The sequence below is a fragment of the Cupriavidus sp. 96C5-1 genome, from assembly GCF_057798855.1.
Genome location: NZ_JBYOJU010000020.1, coordinates 24,931 through 50,249 on the forward strand (window position 1 = coordinate 24,931; position 25,319 = coordinate 50,249).

Annotated in this window: 24 protein-coding genes; 16 read left to right on the forward strand and 8 right to left on the reverse strand. The window is 65.0% G+C overall.

Annotated features, from left to right (window positions below):
* Positions 1-123: 123 nt before the first annotated feature.
* On the reverse strand, positions 124-1,815 hold the full coding sequence (locus AC3FOF_RS21335) for a protein adenylyltransferase SelO (RefSeq protein WP_488727704.1): 1,692 nt from the start codon (positions 1,813-1,815) through the stop codon (positions 124-126).
* A complete protein-coding gene (locus tag AC3FOF_RS21340; protein ID WP_276267838.1) occupies positions 1,736-2,158 on the reverse strand; it encodes a hypothetical protein in 423 nt (140 codons plus the stop codon). Before AC3FOF_RS21340 ends, AC3FOF_RS21335 begins: the two co-directional genes overlap by 80 nt.
* Between AC3FOF_RS21340 and AC3FOF_RS21345 the strand changes: the two genes are divergently transcribed.
* The 6 genes from AC3FOF_RS21345 to AC3FOF_RS21370 all read left to right on the forward strand — a co-directional run bounded on the left by AC3FOF_RS21345 (position 2,099) and on the right by AC3FOF_RS21370 (position 9,057).
* Complete coding sequence (locus tag AC3FOF_RS21345) at positions 2,099-3,724, forward strand: 3-(methylthio)propionyl-CoA ligase (protein WP_276267818.1); 1,626 nt, start codon at positions 2,099-2,101, stop codon at positions 3,722-3,724. The genes AC3FOF_RS21340 and AC3FOF_RS21345 overlap by 60 nt on opposite strands.
* A 164-nt stretch (positions 3,725-3,888) precedes the next feature.
* Entirely contained in the window at positions 3,889-5,133 is a 1,245-nt protein-coding gene (locus AC3FOF_RS21350; protein ID WP_276267817.1) for a branched-chain amino acid ABC transporter substrate-binding protein, read from the forward strand.
* A gap of 175 nt (positions 5,134-5,308) precedes the next feature.
* Entirely contained in the window at positions 5,309-6,256 is a 948-nt protein-coding gene (locus AC3FOF_RS21355) for a branched-chain amino acid ABC transporter permease (protein WP_017227917.1), read from the forward strand.
* A gap of 4 nt (positions 6,257-6,260) precedes the next feature.
* A complete protein-coding gene (locus AC3FOF_RS21360) occupies positions 6,261-7,574 on the forward strand; it encodes a branched-chain amino acid ABC transporter permease (RefSeq protein ID WP_488727705.1) in 1,314 nt (437 codons plus the stop codon).
* Complete coding sequence (locus AC3FOF_RS21365) at positions 7,571-8,344, forward strand: ABC transporter ATP-binding protein (protein ID WP_017227920.1); 774 nt, start codon at positions 7,571-7,573, stop codon at positions 8,342-8,344. The genes AC3FOF_RS21360 and AC3FOF_RS21365 overlap by 4 nt, the downstream gene beginning before the upstream one ends.
* Entirely contained in the window at positions 8,344-9,057 is a 714-nt protein-coding gene (locus AC3FOF_RS21370) for an ABC transporter ATP-binding protein (RefSeq protein WP_017227921.1), read from the forward strand. The genes AC3FOF_RS21365 and AC3FOF_RS21370 overlap by 1 nt, the downstream gene beginning before the upstream one ends.
* Positions 9,058-9,141: 84 nt before the next feature.
* Here AC3FOF_RS21370 and AC3FOF_RS21375 read toward each other — a convergent pair whose 3' ends face one another.
* A complete protein-coding gene (locus tag AC3FOF_RS21375; protein WP_488727706.1) occupies positions 9,142-9,273 on the reverse strand; it encodes a hypothetical protein in 132 nt (43 codons plus the stop codon).
* A gap of 2 nt (positions 9,274-9,275) precedes the next feature.
* Positions 9,276-9,638 carry an autotransporter domain-containing protein gene (locus AC3FOF_RS21380; protein ID WP_488727707.1) on the reverse strand — a complete coding sequence of 121 codons (363 nt, stop codon included), beginning with the start codon at positions 9,636-9,638 and terminating at the stop codon, positions 9,276-9,278.
* Between the two features lie 189 nt (positions 9,639-9,827).
* Between AC3FOF_RS21380 and AC3FOF_RS21385 the strand changes: the two genes are divergently transcribed.
* Positions 9,828-10,100 (forward strand): hypothetical protein, encoded by a 273-nt coding sequence (locus AC3FOF_RS21385; RefSeq protein ID WP_488727708.1) that lies wholly within the window; start codon positions 9,828-9,830, stop codon positions 10,098-10,100.
* 270 nt (positions 10,101-10,370) lie between these two features.
* On the opposite strand, the gene AC3FOF_RS21390 is transcribed toward AC3FOF_RS21385, so the two are convergent.
* Positions 10,371-11,744, reverse strand: a complete 1,374-nt coding sequence (locus AC3FOF_RS21390; protein WP_488727768.1) for an esterase-like activity of phytase family protein — start codon at positions 11,742-11,744, stop codon at positions 10,371-10,373.
* Between the two features lie 523 nt (positions 11,745-12,267).
* Between AC3FOF_RS21390 and AC3FOF_RS21395 the strand changes: the two genes are divergently transcribed.
* Positions 12,268-13,419 carry an RNA ligase RtcB family protein gene (locus tag AC3FOF_RS21395; RefSeq protein WP_488727709.1) on the forward strand — a complete coding sequence of 384 codons (1,152 nt, stop codon included), beginning with the start codon at positions 12,268-12,270 and terminating at the stop codon, positions 13,417-13,419.
* Entirely contained in the window at positions 13,416-14,030 is a 615-nt protein-coding gene (gene prfH, locus AC3FOF_RS21400; RefSeq protein WP_488727710.1) for a peptide chain release factor H, read from the forward strand. Before AC3FOF_RS21395 ends, prfH begins: the two co-directional genes overlap by 4 nt.
* 87 nt (positions 14,031-14,117) lie before the next feature.
* On the opposite strand, the gene AC3FOF_RS21405 is transcribed toward prfH, so the two are convergent.
* The gene (locus AC3FOF_RS21405) at positions 14,118-15,617 is read right to left on the reverse strand and encodes a Fic family protein (RefSeq protein ID WP_488727711.1); all 1,500 of its coding nucleotides are present in this window, start codon (positions 15,615-15,617) and stop codon (positions 14,118-14,120) included.
* Between the two features lie 418 nt (positions 15,618-16,035).
* Between AC3FOF_RS21405 and AC3FOF_RS21410 the strand changes: the two genes are divergently transcribed.
* From AC3FOF_RS21410 to AC3FOF_RS21440, 7 genes are all read left to right on the forward strand, one after another.
* Positions 16,036-16,677: a helix-turn-helix transcriptional regulator gene (locus AC3FOF_RS21410; RefSeq protein WP_276267809.1), complete on the forward strand. Its 642-nt coding sequence runs from the start codon at positions 16,036-16,038 to the stop codon at positions 16,675-16,677.
* Positions 16,667-17,638 (forward strand): ornithine cyclodeaminase family protein, encoded by a 972-nt coding sequence (locus AC3FOF_RS21415; protein ID WP_276267808.1) that lies wholly within the window; start codon positions 16,667-16,669, stop codon positions 17,636-17,638. Before AC3FOF_RS21410 ends, AC3FOF_RS21415 begins: the two co-directional genes overlap by 11 nt.
* Before the next feature lie 51 nt (positions 17,639-17,689).
* Positions 17,690-18,652 (forward strand): threo-3-hydroxy-L-aspartate ammonia-lyase, encoded by a 963-nt coding sequence (locus AC3FOF_RS21420; protein ID WP_488727712.1) that lies wholly within the window; start codon positions 17,690-17,692, stop codon positions 18,650-18,652.
* Between the two features lie 546 nt (positions 18,653-19,198).
* On the forward strand, positions 19,199-19,627 hold the full coding sequence (locus AC3FOF_RS21425) for a RidA family protein (protein WP_276267807.1): 429 nt from the start codon (positions 19,199-19,201) through the stop codon (positions 19,625-19,627).
* An 83-nt stretch (positions 19,628-19,710) separates the two neighbouring features.
* A complete protein-coding gene (locus AC3FOF_RS21430; RefSeq protein WP_488727713.1) occupies positions 19,711-21,039 on the forward strand; it encodes a dicarboxylate/amino acid:cation symporter in 1,329 nt (442 codons plus the stop codon).
* A 145-nt stretch (positions 21,040-21,184) separates the two neighbouring features.
* On the forward strand, positions 21,185-22,090 hold the full coding sequence (locus AC3FOF_RS21435; protein WP_035804950.1) for an amino acid ABC transporter substrate-binding protein: 906 nt from the start codon (positions 21,185-21,187) through the stop codon (positions 22,088-22,090).
* Positions 22,091-22,130: 40 nt separating this feature from the next.
* Positions 22,131-23,105, forward strand: a complete 975-nt coding sequence (locus tag AC3FOF_RS21440) for a threo-3-hydroxy-L-aspartate ammonia-lyase (RefSeq protein ID WP_488727714.1) — start codon at positions 22,131-22,133, stop codon at positions 23,103-23,105.
* A gap of 5 nt (positions 23,106-23,110) precedes the next feature.
* On the opposite strand, the gene AC3FOF_RS21445 is transcribed toward AC3FOF_RS21440, so the two are convergent.
* Complete coding sequence (locus AC3FOF_RS21445; RefSeq protein ID WP_488727715.1) at positions 23,111-23,623, reverse strand: ProQ/FinO family protein; 513 nt, start codon at positions 23,621-23,623, stop codon at positions 23,111-23,113.
* A 95-nt stretch (positions 23,624-23,718) separates the two neighbouring features.
* Positions 23,719-25,299, reverse strand: coding sequence for an amino acid permease (locus AC3FOF_RS21450; protein ID WP_488727769.1), 1,581 nt, complete (start codon positions 25,297-25,299; stop codon positions 23,719-23,721).
* Positions 25,300-25,319: the final 20 nt, after the last annotated feature.

A 25,319-nucleotide genomic window follows, 5' to 3' on the forward strand; every position in this document is an offset into this window, starting at 1 on the left:
GGCTTTCCTTTCTGCTTTCTGGTTGGCTGGGCACGAACCGGGCGCGTCGCATCTTGCCCGTCTTTCGTCACCCGAGGCCCTTGGTCGTTTCCTGACCGTCAAACCTTACATGCTGCCACCCGCTTATGACGAGCAGCTCACTTCCAGCCCCGCCGCCCAGTCCGGCGGCAGCGCGGCGTAGGCGTCGGCCTCCGGCTGCTCGTCGAAGGGGTGCGACAACACGGCGAGCAGGCGGTCCACCTCGCTGTAGTCGTTTTCGCGCGCACGCTGGATGGCGGTCTCCGCCAGGTGGTTGCGCAGCACGTATTTGGGGTTGACCGCCAGCATGGCGGCGGTTCTTGCCGCGTCGCTGGAATCTTCCGCGCGCAGACGGGCGCGGTAGTTCCCGGCCCAGGCGTCCCAGGCCGCGCGGTCCATGAACAGGTCGCGCACCGGTGCATCCTGGCTGCCGTCGGCAGAGGAGATGCGGGCCAGGTTGCGCCAAAACAAGGTGTAGTCCACGCGCTGGGTGTGCAGCAACTGGAACAGATCGGTCAGCAGGGGCTCGTCGTCCTCATCGCGGCCGCCTGTCGGGCGCAGGCCGAGCTTGTCGCGGTAGCGCTGGAAGAAGGCACCCGCATAGCGCGCCCGGAACGGGTCGAGGGCGGCGCGCGCGGCTTCGACCGCGGCATCGGTGGCGGCCTTCCCGGCTTCGGCTTCGCCATCGGCCTTGCCATCGGCTTCGCGCCACAGCGGCATCAGCGCCTGGGCCAGGCAGTGCAGGTTCCAGAACGCGACCTGCGGTTGCTGGCTGTAGGCGTAGCGGCCCTGGGTATCCGAGTGGTTGCAGATATGGTTGGCGTCGAAGGCATCGAGAAAGCCGAAGGGGCCGTAGTCGATGGTCAGGCCGAGGATCGACATATTGTCGGTATTCATCACGCCATGGCAGAAGCCCACCGCCTGCCACTGCGCCATCAGGTCGGCCGTGCGCAGGGAGACTTCGCGCAACAGGGCCTGGTACGGCTGCCTGTCCTCGCGGCATTCCGGCATGAAGCGGTCGATCACGAAATCCGCCAGCTGGCGCAGCGAGCCGATGTCTTCGCGGGCGGCGAAATGCTCGAAATGGCCAAAGCGGATAAAGGATGGCGCCAGGCGCGTCACCACGGCGGCGGTCTCGATGGTCTCGCGCCGTACCGGGGCGTCCGAGGCGACGATGCACAAGGCGCGGCTGGTGGGCACGCCCAGCGCGAACATGGCCTCGGAGCAGAGGTATTCGCGGATCGACGAGCGCAGCACGGCGCGGCCGTCGGCCATGCGCGAGTAGGGCGTCATGCCGGCGCCCTTGAGCTGGATTTCCCAAGGCCCGGTGGCGGTATGGGCCTCGGCCAGGCGGATGGCCCGCCCATCGCCCAACTGGCCCGCCCAGACCCCGAACTGATGGCCCGAATAGACGCTGGCGAGGGGGGCGGCCCACCCGGGCACGTGATTTCCTGCAAAAGTTTCGATGAAGTTACGCTGCGTTGCGGCATGCGCATCCCAGCCGAGCAGCCCGGCTGCGGCGGACGACATGCTGACCAGCCGGGGCGAGGGCAGCGGCGTCGGGGCCAGGCGCGTGAAGAAGCGCGAGCCCAGTTCGGCGAAGCCCGGTGCAGTGACGAAAGGCGGCACCGGCGCCTCGGCATCCGGCTGGGTGGGATTGGCGCCTTCTGGCAAGGCGTGGCTGGCTTCGGTAGGCGCGGAAGGGTTCACTGGAGCGTCACTGTGGGTGGCTGGGCGGCGCGGCGCCGGCCTGTCGAATTTCCCGCAAGCGCGCTTGCAGGCTAGGGAAAACGACATGTTGAGGTGCAACATGGCAGGCGTTATTGTACTTCCACGCCGTCATTTGCATGTCTGACCGCAGTTGTCGCCACAATGTTTCCGGATATCCCTTGAATCCCGCTTCCCGCCGCACCGGCGTGGTGCGGGCAGGCAGCCACCCGGTATCGCGGATATGGCAGCGCACAACGGAATCCCGTTGACGTTTCATCAAAGGATGGGAACAATCGGCCAAAAAATAGAACGGTTGTTCGTTTTTTGGCGGTTTTTTTGACGGATCTACAAAATCACAGGAGACTATTCCATGGCATTGATGGGTCAAATGATGAGCGAACCCTTGCTCATTTCCTCCATCATCAAGCACGCCGCACGCCACTACGGCGGCACGGAAATCGTCTCGCGACGGACCGAAGGCGATCTGCACCGCTATACCTACCGCGATTGCGAATTGCGCGCCCGCAAGCTGGCCCAGGCCATCGCCGCGCTGGGGGTGACAGCGGGCGAGCGCGTCGGCACGCTGGCCTGGAATGGCTATCGCCACCTGGAGATCTACTACGCGGTGTCGGGCTCGGGCGCGGTATGCCATACCGTCAATCCCCGCCTGTTCCCGGAGCAGGTCGCCTATATCGTCAACCATGCCGAGGACCGGTACGTCTTCTTCGATGCCACCTTCCTGCCGCTGGTGGAAGGCGTGGCGCCGCATTGCCCGAACGTGAAGGGCTGGGTGCTGATGAGCGACCGCGCCCATATGCCGGCCGACGCCAAGGTGCCGCTGATCTGCTATGAAGACCTGATCGACGCGCAGGACGGCAACTACGCCTGGCCGCAGTTCGACGAGAACACGGCATCCAGCCTCTGCTACACCTCCGGCACCACCGGCAACCCCAAGGGTGCGCTGTATTCGCACCGCTCGACCGTGCTGCACTCCTACGCATCCGCGCTGCCGGACGCGCTGGGCTGCTCGGCGCGCGATGTGATCCTGCCCGTGGTGCCGATGTTCCACGTCAATGCCTGGGGCCTGCCGTACTCCGTGCCGCTGGTCGGCGCCAAGCTGGTATTGCCCGGCGCCAGGCTCGACGGCGCCTCGCTCTATGAACTGTTCGAGCAGGAGAAGGTGACCTTCTCCGCTGGCGTGCCGACGGTCTGGCTGGGCCTGCTGCAGTACGTGCAGGCCAATCAACTCAGGTTCTCCACCTTCCGCCGCACCGTGATCGGCGGCTCGGCGGCGCCGCCGGCCATGATCCGCGCCCTCAAAGCGCTCGACGTGGAAACCATTCACGCCTGGGGTATGACCGAGATGTCCCCGCTGGGAACGACCTGCAAGCTGCTGGCGCGCCACGCCAGCCTGCCTGAAGAAGAGCAGCAGAAGATCCAGGAGAAGCAGGGTCGCGTCATCTTCGGCGTCGATATGAGGATCGTCGACGGCGACGGCAATGAACTGCCCTGGGACGGCAAGGCGTTCGGCGACCTGCACGTGCGCGGTCCCTGGGTGATCGAACACTACTACCGCAACGACGCCTCGCCGCTGGTGGATGGCTGGTTCCCCACGGGCGACGTGGCCACCATCGACCCGGACGGCTATATGCAGATCACCGACCGCAGCAAGGACGTGATCAAGTCCGGCGGCGAGTGGATCTCCTCGATCGATATCGAGAACGTGGCGGCGGCCCATCCGGCGGTGCATATGGCAGCCTGCATTTCCTGCTATCACCCCAAGTGGGACGAGCGCCCGCTGCTGGTGGTAATGACGAAGCCGGGCGCCGAGGTGACGCGCGAGGAATTGCTGAAATTCTTCGAAGGCAAGGTCGCCAAATGGTGGATTCCCGATGACGTGGCCTTCGTCACCGAGATTCCGCTCACCGCCACCGGCAAGATGCAGAAGCTCAAGCTGCGCGAACAGTTCAAGGACTACCGCCTGCCGGCTGCCTGACCTGATGACCTGACTGACGCCAAGGCGGCCGCAGAGCCGCCAACCCTTTGCCGGCCAGCGGCCGGCATCCGTAGGACAGGTTTGCAGCGCGTTGAGGTAGCGGAGAGGGCGTCGCGGCGAATCGGGATCAAATACAGCCAACTATAAAACCGAAGGAGACAAGCATGATCAGAATGCGTTCGCTGGTGGCCGCCACGGCTATTCTTGCGGCAATGGGTTCCGGGGTGGCGGCGGCCGACACGGTGAAGATCGCCTTTATCGATCCGCTGTCCGGCCTGATGGCGCCAGTGGGTCAGAACCAGCTCAAGAGCTGGCAGTTCGTCGCCGACATCGCCAACCAGAAGAACTGGGGTGGCGGGCACAAGTTTGAAGTGGTCGGCTTCGACAACAAGCTCTCGCCGCAGGAAAGCCTGACCATCCTCAAGCAGGCCGTGGACCAGGGCATCCGCTACATCGTGCAAGGCAACGGCTCCTCGGTGGGCCTGGCCCTGGAAGACGCGGTGGCTAAGCACAACGAGCGTAATCCGGGCAAGGAGATCGTCTACCTGAACTACGCCGCGGTGGACCCGGACATGACCAATGGCAAGTGCAACTACTGGCATTTCCGGCTCGACGCCAACTCCGACATGAAGATGGAGGCCCTGACCACCTTCCTGGCCAAGGACCCCAGCGTCAAGAAGGTCTACCTGATCAACCAGAACTACTCCTTCGGTCACCAGGTGGCGCGCGCCGCCAAGGAATACCTGAAGCGCAAGCGTCCGGACATCCAGATCGTCGGCGACGACCTGCATCCGCTGGCCCAGGTCAAGGACTTCGCCCCGTACGCGGCCAAGATCAAGGCCTCCGGCGCCGACACCGTGATCACCGGCAACTGGGGCAGCGACCTCGCGCTGCTGATCAAGGCCGGCAAGGACGCGGGCCTGTCCACCAACTACTACACCTACTACGCCGGCACCACCGGCGTGCCGACCGCCATGGGGCCGTCGGAAGCCGGGCATGTCAAGTATGTCGGCTACTACAACCCCAACAACAAGGGCTTCAAGGGCGCGGATGTCATCGAGGGCTTCAAGAAGAAGTACAACGACGACTTCTACGTGATGGCCGCCTACACCGGTATCGCCATGCTGGGCAAGGCGTTCACCGACACCAAGTCGACCGATCCGGTCAAGGTGGCCAAGGCGCTGGAAGGCATGAAGGCCGAAAGCCTGAACGGCGCGGTGGAGATGCGCGGCTCGGATCACCAGGCCCAGCAATCGCTGGTGGTGGCGACCTGGACCAAGGCCGACGGCAAGGAGGTCAGGTTCGACCAGGAAAACACTGGCTTTGGCTGGAAGACCGATGCGCTGCTGGACCAGTACGTGGCAGCGCAGCCGACTTCCTGCCAGATGAAGCGCCCGGGCGGAGCCTGAGCGCGGCGGGGAGCGCGGCCAGTTCCGGCGCGCGCCCCGATCCTGCATACTTCGGTCGGCCCGGGGCGGCGCATGCCACCCCGGGTGGGCAGCGCTCACCCGCGCGCGCCCGATTTCCGACCGGCCGACCGCTGGCCCGCCAACTGGCCGCGAGCGTCAGAATGAAGGATATGTTGTGGAATTCTTCGTCATTTCCATGTTGAACGGCGTCAGCTACGGGCTGCTGCTGTTCATGCTCTCTTCCGGGCTTACGCTGATCTTCAGCATGATGGGCGTGCTGAACTTCGCGCACGCCAGTTTCTACATGCTGGGCGCCTACTTTGCCTACACCATCGCCAGCAAGATCGGCTTCTGGCCCGCGCTGATCTTCGCGCCGCTGCTGGTGGCCGGTGCCGGGGCGCTGGTGGAGCGCTTCGGCCTGCGCACCGTGCACAAGTACGGGCATGTGGCCGAGCTGCTGTTCACCTTTGGCCTGGCCTACCTGATCGAGGAAGGCGTCAAGCTGGTATGGGGCCTGGCCGCCGTGCCTTACCGCATCCCGGCCGAGCTGGACGGGCCGCTGTTCACGGTCTTCACCTCGTCCTTCCCCAAGTACCGCGCGTTCATGATGCTGGTGTCGCTGGCGATGCTGGTGGCGATCTACCTGGTGCTCACCCGCACCCGCATCGGGCTGGTGATCCAGGCCGCGCTGACGCACCCCGAGATGGTCGAGGCGCTGGGACACAATGTGCCGCGCGTGTTCATGATGGTGTTTGGCGGCGGCGCCGCGCTGGCGGGGCTGGCCGGGGTGATCGGCGGCAACGCCTTTGTCACCGAGCCGTCGATGGCGGCGGCCGTGGGGTCGATCGTCTTCGTGGTGGCGGTGGTGGGCGGCATGGGCTCGCTGGTGGGCGCCTTTATCGCCTCGCTGCTGATCGGCGTGCTGCAGACCTTTGCCGTCACGCTGGACGCCTCGCTGGCCGGCCTGCTGGGTTCGGTCGGCCTGCATGTGACCGACAGCACGCCGCTGTCCTCGCTGTGGAGGCTTACCGTGGCGCAGGTCGCCCCGGTATTGCCGTATCTGTTGCTGGTTGTGATGCTGATCTTCCGGCCGCGTGGTTTGATGGGTACCCGGGAGAGCTGACAGCATGGAGACGACAATGCAACAACGCCGCGAGGCGGCCGCGACGGGCCGCACCATGCGCTATCGCCCGCTGAACCTGGCGCGCTGGCTGATCTGGGGCCTGACCGCGGCCCTGATGCTGGTGATGCCGCTGTTTTTCACCGGCGGCTTCGCCATCACGCTGATGTCCCAGATGGGCATCATGATCATCTTCGCGCTGTCCTACAACATGCTGCTGGGGCAGACCGGCATGCTGTCGTTCGGCCATGCCGTGTACGCGGGACTGGGCGCCTTCATCGCCATCCACGTGCTGAACATGGTGGGCGCGGGCAAGGTATGGCTGCCGGTCTCGCTGCTGCCGGTGGTGGGCGGCCTGGCCGGCGCCTTCTTCGGCGTGCTGTTCGGCTATGTCACCACCAAGAAGTCCGGCACCACCTTCGCCATGATCACCATGGGCATCGGCGAAATGGTGTTCGCCAGCTCGCTGATGTTCCCGGATTTCTTTGGCGGCGAAGGTGGGATCTCCACCAACCGCATGGTGGGCGAAGCCGTGTTCGGCATCACCTACGGCCCCGGGCGGCAGGTGTACTACCTGATCGCGGTGTGGTGCCTGCTGTCGATGGTGGCCATGTATGCCTGGACCCAGACGCCGCTGGGCCGTATCGCCAACGCAGTGCGCGACAATCCGGAGCGGGTGGAATTCATCGGCTACAACACCCAGCGCGTGCGCTACCTGGTGCTGATCCTGTCGGCCTTCTTCGCCGGCATCTCGGGCGCGCTCTCGGCCATCAATTTCGAGATCGTGTCGGCCGAGAACGTCAGCGCGGTGCGCTCCGGCGGGGTACTGCTGGCGGCGTTCATCGGGGGCGCGGGCGTATTCTTCGGCCCGGTGATCGGCGCCGTGGTGTTCATCCTGTTCGCGGTGGCGCTGTCCGACCTGACCAAGGCATGGCTGCTGTATCTCGGCCTGTTCTTCGTGCTGATGGTGATGTTCGTGCCGGGCGGCATCGCCAGCCTGCTGACGATGCAGGTACCGCTGCTGGCGCACCGCAAGCTGGGCCGCATGCTGCCGGACTACGGCCGCGCCGCGGCTGCCGGGCTGGTGCTGCTAGCGGCGGTGATCCTGACCGTGGAGCTGGTCTACAAGGTACAGGTGGACAGCGCCAACGGTACCGACATGTCACTGATCGGCATCGGCTTCGATGCCGGCACCGTCGCGCCATGGCTGGCGGCAGCGGTGCTTTGGGTGGGCGGCCTGCTGGCCTGCCGCGCCGCGAAGGCGCGCGTGCGCGCCACCTGGGACAAGGTACAGGCCGAAATCACGGGAGGTACGGCATGACCGCGGCATTGGAACTGAACGATGTGCGCAAGAAATTCGGCCAGACCGAAATCATCCGGGGGGTGAACCTCACCATCCCCAAGGGCGAGCGCCATGCGCTGATCGGCCCCAACGGGGCCGGCAAATCGACCACCTTCAACCTGATCTCGGGCCGCTTCGCGCCCAGTTCGGGCACGGTCAGGCTCAACGGCCAGGAGATCGGCGGGCTGCAGCCCTTCGTGATCAACCGCATGGGGCTGTCGCGCAGCTTCCAGATCACCAATATCTTTCACCGGCTGTCGGTGTTCGAGAACCTGCGCTGCGCGGTGCTGTGGTCGCTGGGCTACAAGTATTCTTTCTGGCATCGCCTGTCCGAGCTGCGCGACGCGCGCGAGCGGGCGGACGAAGTGCTGGAACTGATCGGCCTGCAGCACCGCCGCAACACCCAGGCCAGCCTGCTGACCTACGCCGAGCAACGCGCGCTGGAGATCGGCATCACCATCGCCGGCGGCGCCGAGGTGATCCTGCTGGACGAACCCACCGCCGGCATGAGCCGCTCGGAGTCCGACCACGCGGTGGAACTGATCCGCCGTGTCACCGTGGGCAAGACCCTGGTGATGGTGGAGCACGACATGAGCGTGGTGTTCGGCCTGGCCGACCGCATCTCCGTGCTGGTCTACGGCGAGGTCATCGCCACCGACACCCCCGAGGCCATCCGCGCCAACCGCAAGGTCAAGGAAGCCTACCTGGGCACGACCCTGGACGAACCTGCCACTGAGGGAGCGCACTGATGGGCAAGCGCATGCTGGACGTGCAGGGATTGCACGCCTACTACGGCAAGAGCCATATTCTCCACGGCGTCGACGCGCATATCGACGAAGGCGAGATCGTCGCCCTGCTGGGCCGCAACGGGGTGGGGCGCTCGACCATGGCCAAGGCCATCCTCGGCATGGTCAAGGCGGAGGGCTCGGTGCGCTTTCGCGACGAGGAGATCCTCGGGCGGCGCACCTTCGAGATCGCCCACCTGGGCGTGGGCTATGTGCCGGAGAACCGCGACATCTTCCCCACGCTCACGGTGCGCCAGAACCTGCAGCTAGGGGAGAAGCGCAATCCGCGCCAGTCCAAGCCCCGCTGGACGGTGCAGGACATGTACAACATGTTCCCGCGCCTGAAGGAGCGGGAGAACACTTCTGCCGGCGTGCTCTCCGGCGGCGAGCAGCAGATGCTCACGCTGTGCCGCACCCTGATGGGCGACCCCGACCTGGTGCTGATCGACGAGCCCACCGAAGGGCTGGCCCCGATGATCGTCACGCTGGTGGGCGACTACCTCAAGGTCCTGAAGGAGCGCGGCGTGTCGGTGCTGCTGATCGAGCAGAAGCTGGCCATCGCGCTGGATATTTCCCAGCGGGTCTATGTGATGGGGCACGGGCATATCGTGTTCGAAGGCACGCCGGGGGATCTGAAGGCGAATGCCGCCATTCGCAAGGAATGGCTGGAGGTGTAGGGGGGCCGCCGCCAGGATGGCCCGGAGGCCTTCGGCCATCCGGCGCCTTCCTCACGCCCGAGCCGAGCAGCGGGCGGCGGCACGCTAGAACGACACCTTCAACCCCAGCTGCCCGCCGAGACTGGTGAGGCCAGAACCGTCGACGCTCTGTTCGACGCCGATCCGCGCATTGACCACGACGTTCTTGCGAACCTGGCCTTCAATCCCGCTCTGCAAGCTCAGCGCCGTACCTGGCAGCCGACGTCGCCCTGGGTCGGCGTGCTGAAGCGCGTACGGGCATGGGCACCCACGCGCTGCAGCAGATTGCCGCTTACCCAGGCAGTACCCGGCGCTTGATCTGACCACCGCAGGTCCTTGCTCAGCCGTGCCCCCAGGCGCAGCAGCGCGGTGTCGGTGCTGGGGAACATCACCCGGCTGGCAGCATCCGCGCTATCGCGCAGGTCCAGATGCTGATACACCAGCTGGGCCTGCGGCTGGACATGCAGGCCGGGCGCCAGATCGTAGCGGCGACCGGCTTCCAGCTGCCAGAGGGCAATCTGCCGATAGCGCCGGCGGGATATGCGTGGGAGATTCGCCCCCACACAGCCCCCTGCCGGAGGCTGCGAACCGCCGTGCCTGGCACATTGGGCAAGAGGTCGACGATGGTGGAGCTATTGCCATCGGATAAATCCTGAGGATGCGCCGAACAATCTGATCGTCCTGCGGGCAGGTTCCCCAAGGGCTGGGACCATGACATCATGGCGTTCCTCAGGATCTTCATACGATCGAGCATGCGTCCGGAAGCTGATAACAAGCCCAGGCTCTTTGAAGTGGCCTTCTTTTTCTCCTTCTATGGCTTCTCGATCCTTTTCGCCGGAGGCTGGCTCCTGTTCGACGCGCTTGACCTGAGTGCCAACTGGCCAAGGTGGCTGCGCCTCTCCTGCGTCAGCGCATTCGCCTGCGTCGGCGCCTATGTCATTGGACGCCTGTTCCGGTCGCTATTCCACCTATTGGCGGTCGGCCTCGTGCTGGGCGTTGCGGCGGCAATCGGCCTTCTTTGGTGATTTCGCCGCAATAGGATCGCGTACCGCCGTCTCGCCCTGACTCAGTTCGCCATGGGTGCAATTCCGGCTTGCGGGGGGCGGGGATGAGGCTGCGCACAAGCGCCAAGCCGGATGGAGGCAGCACAGGTGGTCAGTCGCTGACCGGGGAGGGGGAACAGCGGCAATGCTCGTGGCGGCTGCGTGACGCTTGCCAACGGCGCCATGTACAAGGCAGCGCCTGTTTCATCCGCAAGGACCGGCGCTGCGCAAAGCGCGCCGCGCCGGCCAGGCTCAACGGGCCTTCAGGAACTCCCCGACCTCGAGCAGCACCAGCTCGTTGTCGTCTGCCTTGTTCGGCTCGCGGCTGCTGGAGAAGGGCAGGTTGTTGTCGTTGCCGACCACGATGTGGGTGGGGTCCACCACATCCACGTTCTCGATGGTGAAGAACGGGAACTTGAGCACGCCGTCGTTCAGCGGCTTGCGGGCCAGCTTGTCGGGGTCGGCGATGTTGAGCAGGTCGATATAGCCGATCTTGCGTACTGGGCCGCCGGCATTGGCATCGGTCAGCTCGATCTTGTAGACACGCTTGAATTTGGCGATATCCGAGAAGCAGTCGTTGCGCTTCTGGCCTTCCGGGCAGGCTTTGTCGGCCGTGCCTTCGCCGTTGTCGCGCTCGATGATCAGGCCGGTGGTGGCGTCGATCATGTTGAAGTCGCCGATGGCGTTGCCGTTGGCTTCCAGCGGGTACTTCCACGAGCGGCCCGTCCATTTGCCGGCCTGGGTGTCGAACTCCAGTACGCGCAGGGCTTCCTTGCCGTCGACGCGTTCGAAGTCCTTGGCTTCGGCATGCCACACCGGACCTTCGAGCAGTGCGTAGAGCCTGCTGCCGTCCGGCGACGAGGCCATGCCTTCGAAACCCTTGGAGCGCTTGATCTGGAAGTCCACGACACCGCCCGGCACGCCGGGCGTGGTCACGGCGGGGTGGTCGGGCGAGCGGACGACTTTGCCGTCGACCAGTGTGTCGTACACCGCCTGCACCTTGCCATTCAGGTCGGCCTTGATCAGGAAGGGACCGAACTCGTCGCCGATCCAAAGCGAGCCGCCGGCGAACTGGAAGCTCTCGGTGTCGAAGTCCGAGCCCGTCAGGTAGCGTTGGCTGGTGCCTTCGTGGACGATGCGGAAGGGAACCTTCTTGTCCGGGTCGTGCAGGAAGACGGTGCCCAGGCGCTGGAGCTTGCCGTTCTTGAAGTCCACCTTGTAGTGGTTCAGGTAGAGCATGAAGTCCGGCGAGTTGGCCTTGCTGCCGGCGCCGTTGTCGGTCAGCACCCAGAAGGTGCCGTCGGGCATGTGCTTGATGCCGGAATGTCCTTGCAGCGGCTGGCCCTTGAAGGGCAGCGAGACGCCGGTCGGCCGGTTGGCCGACATGCCTTCCACGGCGCCGATCTTTTCCACGCGCGCGCCGGTGGTGAACTTGCCGCTGACCTGCAGGTCTTGCGGCGCATCCTTGGGCGCGGCGATAAAGCTCTGCGCCGGCAGGATGGCATGACCGGAAAGGGTGGCGGGATAGGCCGGTGCGGCGGCCGTCTCGGCGGCAGCGGGCAGGGACCACGCTGCTGCGGTGATGGCGATAACGGCAATGACGGTCGCGGACGGGAGCGTGCGCATATAGGCGATGAAGGTGATGACTCGGAACGAAAGATCGCTACGATGCATGGTCTGCGTGACGACAGCATGACAATTCGCTGGGGGCGGAATTCGCCGCCGGCCATGGCCTTGCCGGGGATTACGGGCGCGTCAGCCGCCCTCGGAATCTGCCCCGGCCTGCGCAGCAGCGGCAATGGCGCCGCTGGCCGGAACCGGTCCTGCGAGACGCGCGCGGACGGTCGACTCGATATGTGCATTGTCTCCGGCGGACAACACTCCGATGCCTGAATACCGCCGCCGGCATTGCCAGTTTCGCTGCGCGGCGTTACGATCACTTCCCTCAATCAACCGCACTGCAAAGGAGAGCACATCATGAAACAGTCGATGCATCTTTGCAGGCCGCGCCAGAATTAATCGTTCCGCCCGCTAGCGCCATTGGCGCCATTGCAGCACTGCACGCATCGCGTCGCATGCTTCGCGCGGGGAATCGCATTGCTCGGCCTCGGCCTGCCACATCAGATTCTTCTCTTATCTGGATGGGTATATGGGCAACTGCATCAAGCATCTGTCCGAACGCGTATCGCTGATCGCGTCGGACGACACCTGGATCGAAGGTAACGCGATCCATCAACTTCATCACACTGCAAGTCTTGCCGGCATGGAGCAGGTCGCCGGCATGCCGGACCTGCATCCGGGCCGGGGTTATCCGGTCGGCGCGGCATTCTTCTCCCGCGGGCGGTTGTATCCCGCGCTGGTGGGCAACGACATCGGCTGCGGCATGGCGCTGTGGCGCACGGAACTGGATGCCCGCAAGCTCGGCGCGGAGCCGCTGGAAAAGCGGCTGGGCAATATCGACGGTCCGCTCGACGCGTCCTGGGCCGACACGATGGCACAGGTCGTGGCAAGCCACGCACTGGAGGGCGCGGGCCACGCGCAGGCGCTGGGCACCATCGGCGGTGGCAATCATTTCGCGGAGCTGCAACTGCTCGAAGAGATCCACGACGAGGCCGCGGTGGCGGCGCTGGGGCTCGAACGCCGGCGGCTGGTGCTGCTGGTGCACAGCGGCTCGCGCGGGCTTGGCCAGGCGATCCTGCAAGACCATATCGAGCGTTTCGGCCATCGCGGCCTGGGCGACGATAGCGGGGACTGCGCCGACTACCTGGCCCGGCACGCGCAGGCGCTGCGCTTTGCGCGCGGCAACCGCGAACTGATTGCGCGCCGCATGCTGGAGCGCCTGCGAGGCGGCGGCGAACGGGTGCTCGACGTCGATCATAATTTCGTGGCTGCCGCCACGATCGGCGGCAATACCGGCTGGTTGCATCGCAAGGGGGCTACGCCGGCCGATGTCGGGGCGGTGGTGATTCCCGGTTCGCGGGGAGACTACAGCTATCTGGTCGAGCCGGTGGCGGACGCACGCAGCCTGTTGTCGCTGGCGCACGGCGCCGGGCGCAAATGGATGCGCGGCGAATGCAAGAGCCGCCTGTCGGCGCGCTTTACCGCGGAGCAACTGAGCCGGACCCACTTCGGCAGCCGGGTGATCTGCCGCGACCGGCAACTGATCTACGAAGAAGCGCCGCAAGCCTACAAGCCGATCGACAGCGTGGTGGCCGCGCTTTGCGACGCGGGCCTGGCCAGGCCGCTGGCGCGGCTGCGCCCGGTGTTGACGTACAAGACGCAAGGGGAGTGCTGCCGATGATCCTGCTACAATTCTCCGCGGCGCAGGGACCGGCCGAATGCTGCCTGGCGGTCAGCCGGGCGCTCAAGCGCTTGCTGCACGAGGCAGCGCAATGCGGCGCGCAGGCCGAGATCCTCGAAGAGGAGGCGGGCGAGCGCGGCGGCACCTTGCGCTCGGTGCTGCTAAGCCTGGATGGCGAACCGGCGCAGGCGCTGGCGCGGCACTGGGAAGGCACGGTGCAATGGACGTGCCCAAGCCCTTACCGGCCCGGACACGCGCGCAAGAACTGGTTTATCGGGGTGGCGCGTTGCGCCGCGCCGTCGCCAGCGCTGGCAGGCGAGATCCGCTTCGAAACCTGCCGGGCCTCCGGGCCGGGCGGGCAGCACGTCAATCGCGCCGAGTCGGCCGTACGCGCCGTCCATATCGCCACCGGGATCAGCGTGCGGGTGCGGTCCGAGCGCAGCCAGCATGCCAACAAGCGTATCGCCATGCTGCTGATCGCGCACCGGCTGGCGCAGCAGGCCGAGCAGGGTGAGCTGGCCCGGCGTGCCCAGCGGCGCTTGCTGCACCATCAGGTGGAGCGTGGGGCGCCGGTGCGGGTCTTCAAGGGGGAGCGCTTCGAGCCGGCCTGAGGCCCCGGGTTACGGCACGGCGCCTGCCTTGCGGGCGCCGCGCCGATCGCACCAGGCCGGTACGGCCCTTGTCTTGACGCGATCCATTCACTCGCTATCGGTGTCCTCGTCGTCGGCTTCATCCAACACGTCTCGGACAGCTGCTTCAATAACCTCGAACGACGCTTCCGGAACGCGATCTGCAAAACGCTTGCGTTTCTTCCTGGAGATGACGCCGTCGTTGTCAAGGCAGATGACCACCAGCGTCGCCAGATCGTTGCCGCGGACGTCGATTTTCTCGTTCACCCGTCGCATTACCTGATCGTAGCGCTCAAGGAAGACCGTTTCCTGGCGCAGTTCCACATCCAGCGCCTGCGCCGCCATCCGGAAGCCGAACTCGACGCAGGCCGTGGCATCCCAGTAACGAAAGATCGCATCGTCCGTCTTGAACTCGAACTGGTATTCGCCTTCATCAATCCAGGTCACCTTTACCCGCTCGCGAGCCTGGCTTGAGTACGCCCGAAGCGCAGCGAGGTAGTCAGCTTCATTTCGCTTCATGGCCACCGACACAGGCAGGAGCAGTCCCTTCGCGAGCTTGCCTGACGTGCACAGGGCCTTGTGAAAAAGGAATCGCGATAGCCGTCCATTGCCATCCATGAACGGGTGAATGAAGACAAAGCCGAACGACGCGATGCTCGCGGCGACGATGGGGTCGGTCTGGCTGGGTGCGTCGTTGGCGAATGCCATCCACGCATCCATCAGCGGCTCGACCAATTCCGGCCATGGCGGCACGTAGGTCACGCCACTGGCGCCGCGCCCAGGGCCGCGCAGCCAGTTTTGCTCGCCCCGAAACTGCACGGCCTGATCGAGCGGATTGGTCACGGTCGACGACTGCAGTTCAGCCAGGTAGTCCTCGCTCAGTCGCCGGCCTTCATGGGCCTGGTGAAGGAGTTGGACAAAGGCGCGCGCCTTGTCTTCGCTCGGGGTCTCTTGCTCGATCGCGTAGGAATCCTCCGTTTCGTGCAGATAGGCCCAGGCTAGCGCGCGGTCAAGCATGGCTGGTCCCAGGCTCTTCAGGAACGCATTGGCGCGGCCCAGGATGTCGGAGGCGATCGCGGCCTCGATTGCCGGCGTGCGTTCGACCGTGGCGCAGTACGCCAGGGAGCCCAGACCGTTGAAATCTACCCGCCACCGCGCATCGCGCCGCGAGGGGCCCGTGATATAGCGAGCTGGATCGAATACGCTCGCATAGCCGACCGTGATTTCCGGTCGCCCCTCCAGCCGCTGGCCATTGAAGTGCTCCCAAAGGAATGCCGCGACCCGGATGTACTGGCCGTTGGGTGTTTGTTTCAGCGCTGCCAGCATTTGCGCGGCGGGAATTGCCGGCAGCACTTGGGCCAGTATCTGGAGATTGACGCCTTCATGCTTCAGGGCGAACAAAATGTGGTCCAACGGATCCTCGGACTGTGGCGCCACCTGCGCCGGAATGGCCAGCAGCCCGTTCCCAGGCATCACTTTCGTCACCGGCCGCACCTGCGCCGGCTGTGCTAGCGCAAAAGCGGTCAGGCCGCCCTTCCGGCGAAGAAGCTCATATCCCACTGCGCTCATATTTTTCTAATCGGGCCATGTTTTTTCGCATTGTTGCACAAAGTATTCTTTTTTTTATCAAAAGTTACTCATACGTTACTTATAAATTACCTTGAGCGTCTGACACAGACCGGAGGCGGCAGTTGGATTTTTATCAGTCCGCAGAGATTCTTATCAATTCTAATGTGGTTTATCGGATTTTTATCAGCCAGGATAGGAGCAGTCATACCAGCGGGGTAGTACAAATTCCAATCCACGAGCGCGCTCCCTTTGCATGCACGAACGCCGGACGGAAGTATTCCTTGCGCGCCGCAGCCGGACATAGCAACCACGATCCAGTCAGTTCGGCGTGCAATGGAATCCACATGGATTTGCAGCAAGTGCCGGTGTGGCCATCCTCGATATTGACAAATTATCCATATCTGGATAACCTGTCCATATGAAAAAACGCACGCCGGAACGCACGCTCGAGCAGCAAGCGCTGCTCGATCAACTCAAGCAGGTGGCCCAGGGTCTGAGCGAGACCTTCGCTCCCTTTTGCGAGGTGGTCGTCCACGATCTGCTGGATCCCAGGCACGCCATCCTAGCCATCCACAACAACCTGTCGGGCCGCGCGGTGGGCGATCCCGCCACCGAACTTGGCCTTGCCCGGATTGCCGATCCGGCATATCCGCAGGTCATCGCCAATTATGCCAATCAGTTCGCGGACGGGCGCCAGGCCAAGAGCACCTCGATCGGCATCAAGGATTCGACCGGCAGCTATGTCGCCGCCCTGTGCATGAACGTCGACCTTACGCTGTTCCGCAGCTTGCAGAATGTGCTCGGGCAGTTCGGCAGCGTGGATTCGGGCGCGGCCATGAAGGAGTCGCTCGACCCGGCCGGCGCGGACGCCATCCGGGCGCGCATCGACCAGTTTGCCGCGCGCCTTGCCACCACGCCGCGCTCCCTGAAGGCCGAGGAACGGCGCGCGCTGCTGCGCGAACTCAAGGAAGCGGGATGCATGGAGGTTCGCCGCGCCATGGAAATCGTGGCGCTGCATCTCGGCGTGTCGCGGGCTACGGTGTACAGCTATGCCAAGTGACGCGCGCCTGCTCCTGCTCGACAAGAACCAGGTCGAGGCGCTGCTGCAGCCGGCCGACGTACTGGATGCGGTGAGGGAAGCCTTTGTCCTGCATAGCCAGGGCGAGGGCCGCGTCTTTCCGCTGGTGCGGGAGCCGCTGGCGACGGGCGGCGTGTTCGGCATCAAGTCGGGCGACGTCCAGTCACAGGGCCTGCTGGGTTTCAAGGCAGCCGGATTCTGGCCGGCCAACCGTGCCCTGGGTGGCGAGCCGCATCAGGCCACGATCCTGTTGATCGATCCTGCCACCGGCCGTCCGCAGTGCGTGATCGATGGCAATGCCGTCACTACCATGCGCACGGGCGCCGCCGGCGGTCTGGGGCTGCAGTTGCTGGCGCGCCAGGACAGCCGGCGTCTCTGCCTGTTCGGTACCGGCGTGCAGGCGCGGATTCAGCTGACGTTTGCGCTTGCGCTGCTGCCATCGCTCAAGCACGTTCGCTATGTCACGGTGACGGATCAGCCCGATGCCGGTTTCGAGCGCGCCTTCGGCGAGCGCTGCGACATCTCCCACGCCACCGACCGCAACGCGGCGGTGGCGGCCAGCGATGTGGTGATTACCGCCACGCCTGGCGGTGGCGCGCTGTTCGACCTGCAGGCAGTGCAGGCCGGGACGCACCTGAACTGCGTGGGCGCGGACACCAGGGGCAAGCGCGAGCTGCCCGATGGCCTGCTGGCGCGTACGCGCCTGTTTGTCGACGACCGGGACCAGGCCCGCCAGATCGGCGAAACGCAATGGGCGCCCGATACGCCTTGCACGGAGATCGGCGACCTGCTGAGCGGCAAGGCGCAAGTGGACCGCCACGCCAGCGACATCACCGTTTTCGATATGACGGGCCTCGCGCTGCAGGACCTGACCGTGGCGCGCCTGCTCCACCAGCGCGCCGCCGCGGCGCAGGCCGGCACCAGCGTCCACTGGCCCTGGTAGGGTTTTCCATTCCAACGCGATTCCAACGCGATTCCAACGAGACTTACGATCATGCTGAACCTGCCCACTTTCGACGATGTGTCAGCCGCCGCGAAGCGGCTCGAGGGCCACGCCCACCGGACTCCCGTGATGCGCTCCCGCACCGCCGACAACGCGCTGGGCGCGGAGCTTTTCTTCAAGTGCGAGAACCTGCAGCGCATGGGGGCGTTCAAATTTCGCGGCGCCTTCAATGCGCTGTCGAAGTTCGACGAGCGCCAGAGGCGGGCAGGGGTGGTGGCCTTTTCCTCGGGCAACCACGCGCAGGCCATCGCGCTGTCGGCTTCCCTGCTCGGGATCTCGGCGACCATCATCATGCCGCACGACGCGCCGGCCGCGAAAGTAGCCGCCACCAAGGGCTACGGCGGCAAGGTGGTGATCTATGACCGCTATACAGAGGACCGCGAGGCGATCGGCCGCAAGCTGGCGGAGGAGCAGGGGCTGACCCTGATCCCGCCGTATGATCATCCGGACGTCATCGCCGGCCAGGGCACTGCCGCCAAGGAATTGTTCGAGGAAGCCGGCGCGCTCGACGCGCTGTTCGTCTGCCTCGGCGGTGGCGGCTTGCTCTCCGGCTCTGCGCTGTCCGCGCGCGCGCTGGCTCCGCAATGCAAGATCTACGGCGTGGAGCCCGCCGCCGGCAACGACGGCCAGCAGTCGTTCCGCTCCGGCTCGATCGTCCATATCGATACGCCGAAGACCATCGCCGACGGCGCGCAGACGCAGCACCTGGGCAACTACACCTTCGAGATCATCCGCCGCGATGTCGACGATATCGTGACCGCGAGCGACGAGGAACTGGTCGATTGCATGCGCTTCTTCGCCTCGCGCATGAAGCTGGTGGTGGAACCCACCGGCTGCCTCGGCTTCGCCGCCGCGCGCGGCATGAAGGCCGAGCTGCAAGGCAAGCGGGTGGGCATCATCGTCAGCGGAGGCAATGTGGATATCGACCGGTTCGCGGCGTTGCTCGCCGGTTGACCTGCATGATGCGTGTGCCGGGCGGCAGGTACTCACGGCACTGGCTGGCGCACGCCTGAAGCACTGCAGACAATAGCGGCGGCGATAAGCCGCGCCAGCATGATCGACGGGGCCATCGGTGTCTCTGCGGTGGATCGGTCCGTCCAGCTCCGTCGATCGCCGTCCGCGCGAATTAGCCCATCGCGCGGTGCGCACCAGTTCATTCGCTGGCGGCCCGGATGTCGTGATCGCGTCCTGGGCCATGCTCCGGCCATCTCCCCATTCCCCCCTCATTTCGGCCTTCGCCGGATGGCACTGACGCGTGGCCATCCAGGCGCGCCGCTGCATGGCTCGCGGCCGGCTCCTGTGCGCTTTTCCGGCGCATCGGCCCGCGTGCAAGCGCCTTGATGCGGCATGCTCCCCCCCAGTTCCGGTCTTTCTTACCGCATTGACGTTTTGTCTATTATTGGATAATCTGTACAAAGCAAGTCGACAGGACAGCGCTGTGGCAACGTCCCCGCGATCTGCCGGCGGCTCACGATCCAACCCTAAGTCAAGCGGAACCCCATGACACCCAATCCTTCCTCGCCGGCCATTCTTTGCGCCGACAGCAGCAAGATCACGCCGCCCGCCGGGCATTACTCGCATATCTGCGTGGCCGGCGGCTTTGTCCATATTTCCGGCCAATTGCCGGTTGACGCAAGCGGGGAAGCGCCGGGCGAGCGCCCGTTCGCGGATCAGGTGCGGCTGGCGCTGGCCAATGTGGATGGCTGCCTTGCCGAGGGAGGGGTGGACAGGCGCAGTCTTGTCCAGGTTCGCGTCTACGTGACCGATATCGCCCTGTGGCCGGAATTCGACCGTCTCTACGGCGAATGGATCGGCGAGCATCGTCCGGCCCGTGCCGTGGCGGGAGTATCCGCGCTGCATTACGGCGCGGCCGTCGAAGTCGAGGCTTTGGCGTTGGCGCCTGGCGCCCGCCAACTCAGGCTGGCATAGCGCCCGCCGGCGAGGGCAACAAAGGCAGCCCCAGGACACATTCAGCCCTGGGCGTCGATATCGGAAACCGGTCAGGAGGCGACATGAAGAAAACCACCAACAAACTTACCCGCTGGATCATGCTGAGCATGGCTCTTGGCGTCATCGTAGGCTACGCCTGCCACCATGTGGCGGCGGATGCCGCCGAGGCCAAGGCGATTGCCGGCAATTTCTCGATCATTACCGAGATTTTCCTGCGCATGATCAAGATGATCATCGCTCCGCTCGTGTTCGCGACGCTGGTCTCCGGTATCGCCGGCATGGACGATACCAAGGCGATCGGCCGCATCGGCGCCAAGGCATTGACCTGGTTCGTCGTCGCGTCGCTGGTTTCGCTTAGCATCGGGCTGCTCTTCGTGAACCTGGCGCAACCCGGTGTCAACCTGAACATGGTCTTGCCGGACGCGGGCGCGAGCACGAATCTCAAGACCGGCGCGCTGAACCTGAAAGAGTTCGTCACGCATATCTTCCCCAAGAGCATCTTCGAGGCGATGGCGACCAACGAGATCATGCAGATCCTGATCTTTTCGCTGTTCTTCGGTGTTGCGCTCGGCAGGGCCACCGGCGGCTCGGGCCAGTTCGTGAAGCGGTCCGTCGACGAACTGATGGACGTGATGCTGCGCATCACCAACACCGTGATGCTGTTTGCCCCGGTCGGCATCTTTGCCGCGCTCGCCGCGGCAGTTACGGTGCAGGGGCTCGACGTGCTGCTGACCTATGGCAAGTTCATCGGCGCGTTCTATCTCGCGCTGCTGGCGCTGTGGGCTGTGCTATTCATCGCAGGCTACGCGGTGCTGAAGCGCCGCATGTTCGATCTTGCCAAGGGCATCCGCGAACCCATGATGATCGCTTTCTCCACGGCCAGCAGCGAGGCCGCCTACCCGAAGATGATCGAGCGGCTGCAGCGCTTCGGGGTGAAGAAGCGCCTGGTCGGCTTCGTTCTTCCCCTGGGCTATTCATTCAACCTCGACGGTTCCATGGTGTACCAGGCGTTCGCGGCCGTCTTTATCGCGCAGGCCTTCAATGTCCATATGTCCCTCGGTCACCAGATCACCATGCTGCTGATCCTGATGGTCAGCAGCAAGGGCATGGCCGCCGTGCCGCGCGGCTCGCTGGTGGTGGTGGCCGCCATCCTGCCGATGTTCGGCTTGCCGGAAGCCGGGCTGTTGCTGGTGATGGGAATCGACCAGTTCCTCGATATGGGGCGCACGGCCACCAACGTACTGGGCAACAGCATTGCCACCGCCGTGGTCGCCAAATGGGAGGGGGAACTGGGTCAGGAAGGCGATATCGAACCGTTTGCCGACGAGGCCCTCCCAGGCCACGGGACCGCGGCGGGACAAACACTGCCCGTCGCGCGGGGCGTCGCCTGACGGCGCAGCGAACGCCATGGTGGCCACAGCGTTACCCGGAAAGGTAATTTGCTAATGAGAAGTCGGGGCATGCACTTATAAGAAAGAGTTTGTTTCACTGGTACCGTATGCGTAATACGCTGCGCGCTTTGCCTGAAACCTCGCCATGTCCTTTCCTACTTCTTTGACAGCCCGCACGTTCGCTGCGCTGATTGCCTTCGCTGCCATCGCGGCTCCCCAGGGTGCGCGAGCCCAGAGCCCGATACTGGAGCAGATCCGCGAATCGGGCACGATCATGATGGGCTATCGCGAGGGCGCGCTGCCGTTTTCTTTCTCCGACATCAAGGGACAGCCCTCGGGCTACGCGGTGGACCTGTGCCTGCGCGTAGCCGAGGCCGCGCGCCAGAAGCTTGGCCTGAAAGACCTGAAGGTACGCTGGCTTCCGCTGACGGCGCAAAGCCGCGTGCCCGCGGTGATGAACGGCCTGGTGGCGGTCGACTGCGCGCCCAACACCAATACGGCTGAGCGCCAGAGACAGGTGGCCTTCAGCGTATCCCACTATGTATCGGTGGTACGCATGCTGGTGCGAGCGGATTCGGGCATCCAGTCCTTCGGCGACCTGCGCGGCAAGGTGGTGGTCACCAGCGCTGGCTCCACCGGTGACCGCCACGTGCGCCGGCTGAAGGCCCAGTATGCGTACAACGATGTCTATGCGAAGGATCACAATGAATCCTTCCTGCTGCTGGAGTCCGGCCGTGCCCAGGCCTTCGTGCTGGACGACGTGGTGCTGTACGGGCTGCGCGCCAATTCGAAGAATCCGGCGCAGTACACCGTTGCCGGACCGGCGCTATCGGTCGAGCGCAACGCGCTGATGCTGCCGAAATCCGATCCCGAGTGGAAGCAGCTGGTCGACCAGACCTTGACGTCGGTCTTCGCCGGCCCCGATGTGGTGGCATTGCAGAAGCGCTGGTTCCAGCAGCCCATCGGACCGCGCGGCATCAATCTCGCATTGACGCCGTCGCCCGAGGTGCTGGCCGCCTGGAAGCATCCCACCGACGAGGCGACGGAATGAGGCCGGCACACCCTGCCTGCGGCATGCGCGGACCCGGCCAATGAACGAAATCCTGCCGGGCTACGACGATGTGGTAGCCGCTGCCGGCCGGCTGGCCGGGCACGCGTGGCGCACGCCAGTGCTGCGCTCGCCCGCGATGGATGCCTGGGTGGGCGCCGAGCTGTTTTTCAAGTGCGAGAACCTGCAGCGCACCGGCGCCTTCAAGTTTCGCGGCGCATTCAACGCGCTGGCGCGCTTCGACGCCGGGCAGCGCAGCCGTGGCGCCATCGCCTTCTCCGGCGGCAATCATGCGCAGGGCATCGCGCTGGCCGGGCAGGTGCTCGGCATTCCGGTGACGGTGGTGATGCCGCGCGACGCGGCGGCATCCAAGGTGGCAGCGACCCGCGCCTGCGGCGCGCAGGTGGTCTTGTATGACCGCCAGGTCGACGACCGCGAAGCGATCACGCGTCGCCTGTCGGAAGAGCGGGGCCTCACGCTGATTCCGCCGTATGACCACGCGGATGTCATTGCCGGACAAGGCACGGTGACCCGCGAACTGCTGGCAGAAACCGGTCCGCTCGATGCCCTGTTCGTTTGCCAGGGGGGCGGTGGCCTGCTCGGCGGCGCCGCGCTAGTGACGGAACAGCTCTCGCCTGGCTGCCTGCTGTACGGCGTCGAGCCCGAGACCGGCAATCATGGGCAGCAGTCGCTTCGCAAAGGCGCCATCGTGCATATCGATCCGCCCGACACGATCGCCGACGGCGCGCGCGCCCAGCATCTCGGCGCGTTGACATTCGCATTGATCCGCCGTGGCGTAACCGATATCGTTGCCGTGCCGGACCGTGCGCTGATCGAATGCATGCGCATGTTCGCGCAGGCGATGAAGCTGGTGGTCGAGCCGACAGGCTGCCTTGGCCTCGCGGCGGCGCGTTATGCGGGGTTGCCGGTGCAAGGCAGGCGTGTGGGCATCATCGTCAGCGGCGGCAATGTGGATCTGCCGCGCTATGCGGAGCTGCTGTCCGCGGACATGGCCTGACTGGATCAGTTGGGCTTCGGCTCGGCGGCAGGTTTGGCTACCGTGCGCGCCGTGCGATGCGCTTGCAGTTGCTGCGCCCGTTTCGCATCGGCCTGCGAAACCTGTCCCGCCTCCTGATTCGCCAGATCCACGCGCGGGGCGCCTTCCACCATGCAGGTCCAGTAGCGGGTGCCGCGGCACCAGGTCCGGATCGCATCGCGCAGTATCGATTCCGTCAGGCCAAGCTCCTGCGCGTGCGGCACGAGATCCTCGAAGATGCCGATCTTGAGCGGTACCTTGGGCGCAGGATTCTTCGGAAAGGTCTGCGGAAAACGCTTTTGCAGCTTCCCTATGGCCTGCACCACCGGATCGACCGGCTTGGCCGGGCTGGCCGGACTAACCGGCTTGGCCTGCTTGACCGAAGCCGCAGGCGGGGCGCGTCGCGCCTTGACGCGTGGTTCTGCCTTAGCTTGGCGTGGTGCAGCCTTGGCTTGCTTTGCCAGTTGTTCCTTCAGTGCCGCCAGTTGTTCGAAGCCCATTTTGCCCAACCATTAAATACGTGGCGAGATTGTAGCAGCCCCACGCGATTCGCTTTGCCGCCTTCGCAGCGGCGGCTTACGTAGAAAAGGAGAACCTAGGCGGCGGGTTGTTCGTCGGCCGGGCGGGTGGCGCCTGCAGCCGGCTTTCCTTCTCCGGCGCGCTTGCAGTCGAACGGCATGTCTTCATAGCTGACCAGCCGCGATTTCCTGACCAGCCGGTAGCCGAGCCACAGCATCAGGAACAGCGGCACGCCGATATAGGTGCCGACGATCTCCATCCAGCGCCCGCGCACATCGCTGAAGGCCTGGTAGTTCTGCCCGAGCACGATCACCACGCACAACACGGTGGCAAAGATCGGGCCGAAGGGATAGAGCGGCGAGCGGTAGGCCAGGTCGGACGGCTTGTAGCCCTGGTACACCAGGCCCCGGCGGAAGCGGTAGTGGCTGACGGCAATGCCCAGCCAGGCGATAAAGCCGGTCATGCCCGAGGTGTTGAGCAGCCACATATAGACCACCTTGTCGCCGAACAGCGAGCTGAGGAAGCACAGCGCACCCACGGCGGTGGTGGCGAACAGCGCGTTATAGGGCACGCCGTTGGCGGAGAGCCGGGCCAGCGCGCGCGGCGCCCGTCCGCTGACCGCCAGGCCGTACAGGATGCGGGCGGAGGCGTACATGCTGGAGGTGCCGGCGGAAAGCAGGGCGGTCAGCACCACTGCGTTCATCACACCGGCGGCCAGGGCCAGCCCGGCGTGGCGGAACACCAGCGCGAAGGGACTGACGCCGATGTCGGTGACATCGTTGCGCAGCAGGTTGGGATCGGTGTAAGGAATCAGCACGCCGATGATCAGGATCGCCAGCACGTAGAACAGCAGGATGCGCCAGAAGGTCTGGCGGATGGCGCGCGGGATGGTGCGCGCCGGGTCGGCGGCTTCGCCGGCGGCCACGCCCACGGTTTCGGTGCCCTGGAAGGAGAAGCCGGCGATCATGGCGACGCCGAACATGGCAGGAATGCCGCCTACGAACGGCGCATCGCCAATGGTGAAATTATGCCATCCGGATTCCGGCGCGCTCTTGAGAATGCCGAAGATCATCATCAGCCCAGCCGCCAGGAAGACCAGCACCGTGACCACCTTGATCAGCGCGAACCAGTATTCGGCCTCGCCGAAACCGCGTACCGAGAAAGCGTTGAGGCCGAACATCAGCAGCAGGAAGCCGGCGCTCCAGACCATGCCGGAGACATGCGGGAACCAGTATGCCATCACCAGCTGCGCCGCCGCGAGCTCCACCGCGATGGTCACCGCCAGGTTGAACCAGTAGCTCCAGCCGAGCGCGAAGCCGAAGCCTTCTTCCACATAGAGCGCGCTGTAGGTGACAAAGGAACCTGCCACCGGCATATGCACGGCTAGCTCGCCCAGGCTGGTCATCAGGCAGTAGACCATCAGGCCGATCAGGCAATACATCAGCAGTGCGCCGCCGGGGCCGGCCTGCGAGATCGACGCGCCGGAGGCCACGAACAGCCCCGTGCCCACCGCGCCGCCGATGGCGATCATGGTCAGGTGGCGGGCCTTGAGCTTGCGCTGGAGATCGTCGTGCTCGACGACGGGGTGCTGGTGAGGATGCGGTTGGGAGGACGGGCGGCGGAGAGGCTGGGACAGGGAATCAGGCTTGGAAGACATCAGGGTCACTGGAACTCCGG

What these genes read in the sequence shown, in the direction of transcription:
- AC3FOF_RS21370 (WP_017227921.1), top strand. Translation starts at nt 8,344, where the DNA reads ATGGGCAAGCGCATGCTGGACGTGCAGGGATTGCACGCCTACTACGGC.
- prfH (WP_488727710.1), top strand. Translation starts at nt 13,416, where the DNA reads ATGATCCTGCTACAATTCTCCGCGGCGCAGGGACCGGCCGAATGCTGC.
- AC3FOF_RS21345 (WP_276267818.1), top strand. Translation starts at nt 2,099, where the DNA reads ATGGCATTGATGGGTCAAATGATGAGCGAACCCTTGCTCATTTCCTCC.
- AC3FOF_RS21365 (WP_017227920.1), top strand. Translation starts at nt 7,571, where the DNA reads ATGACCGCGGCATTGGAACTGAACGATGTGCGCAAGAAATTCGGCCAG.
- AC3FOF_RS21435 (WP_035804950.1), top strand. Translation starts at nt 21,185, where the DNA reads ATGTCCTTTCCTACTTCTTTGACAGCCCGCACGTTCGCTGCGCTGATT.
- AC3FOF_RS21385 (WP_488727708.1), top strand. Translation starts at nt 9,828, where the DNA reads ATGCGTCCGGAAGCTGATAACAAGCCCAGGCTCTTTGAAGTGGCCTTC.
- AC3FOF_RS21430 (WP_488727713.1), top strand. Translation starts at nt 19,711, where the DNA reads ATGAAGAAAACCACCAACAAACTTACCCGCTGGATCATGCTGAGCATG.
- AC3FOF_RS21415 (WP_276267808.1), top strand. Translation starts at nt 16,667, where the DNA reads ATGCCAAGTGACGCGCGCCTGCTCCTGCTCGACAAGAACCAGGTCGAG.
- AC3FOF_RS21420 (WP_488727712.1), top strand. Translation starts at nt 17,690, where the DNA reads ATGCTGAACCTGCCCACTTTCGACGATGTGTCAGCCGCCGCGAAGCGG.
- AC3FOF_RS21360 (WP_488727705.1), top strand. Translation starts at nt 6,261, where the DNA reads ATGGAGACGACAATGCAACAACGCCGCGAGGCGGCCGCGACGGGCCGC.
- AC3FOF_RS21440 (WP_488727714.1), top strand. Translation starts at nt 22,131, where the DNA reads ATGAACGAAATCCTGCCGGGCTACGACGATGTGGTAGCCGCTGCCGGC.
- AC3FOF_RS21450 (WP_488727769.1), bottom strand. Translation starts at nt 25,299, where the DNA reads ATGTCTTCCAAGCCTGATTCCCTGTCCCAGCCTCTCCGCCGCCCGTCC.
- AC3FOF_RS21390 (WP_488727768.1), bottom strand. Translation starts at nt 11,744, where the DNA reads ATGCGCACGCTCCCGTCCGCGACCGTCATTGCCGTTATCGCCATCACC.
- AC3FOF_RS21395 (WP_488727709.1), top strand. Translation starts at nt 12,268, where the DNA reads ATGGGCAACTGCATCAAGCATCTGTCCGAACGCGTATCGCTGATCGCG.
- AC3FOF_RS21405 (WP_488727711.1), bottom strand. Translation starts at nt 15,617, where the DNA reads ATGAGCGCAGTGGGATATGAGCTTCTTCGCCGGAAGGGCGGCCTGACC.
- AC3FOF_RS21410 (WP_276267809.1), top strand. Translation starts at nt 16,036, where the DNA reads ATGAAAAAACGCACGCCGGAACGCACGCTCGAGCAGCAAGCGCTGCTC.
- AC3FOF_RS21335 (WP_488727704.1), bottom strand. Translation starts at nt 1,815, where the DNA reads ATGTCGTTTTCCCTAGCCTGCAAGCGCGCTTGCGGGAAATTCGACAGG.
- AC3FOF_RS21445 (WP_488727715.1), bottom strand. Translation starts at nt 23,623, where the DNA reads ATGGGCTTCGAACAACTGGCGGCACTGAAGGAACAACTGGCAAAGCAA.
- AC3FOF_RS21350 (WP_276267817.1), top strand. Translation starts at nt 3,889, where the DNA reads ATGATCAGAATGCGTTCGCTGGTGGCCGCCACGGCTATTCTTGCGGCA.
- AC3FOF_RS21425 (WP_276267807.1), top strand. Translation starts at nt 19,199, where the DNA reads ATGACACCCAATCCTTCCTCGCCGGCCATTCTTTGCGCCGACAGCAGC.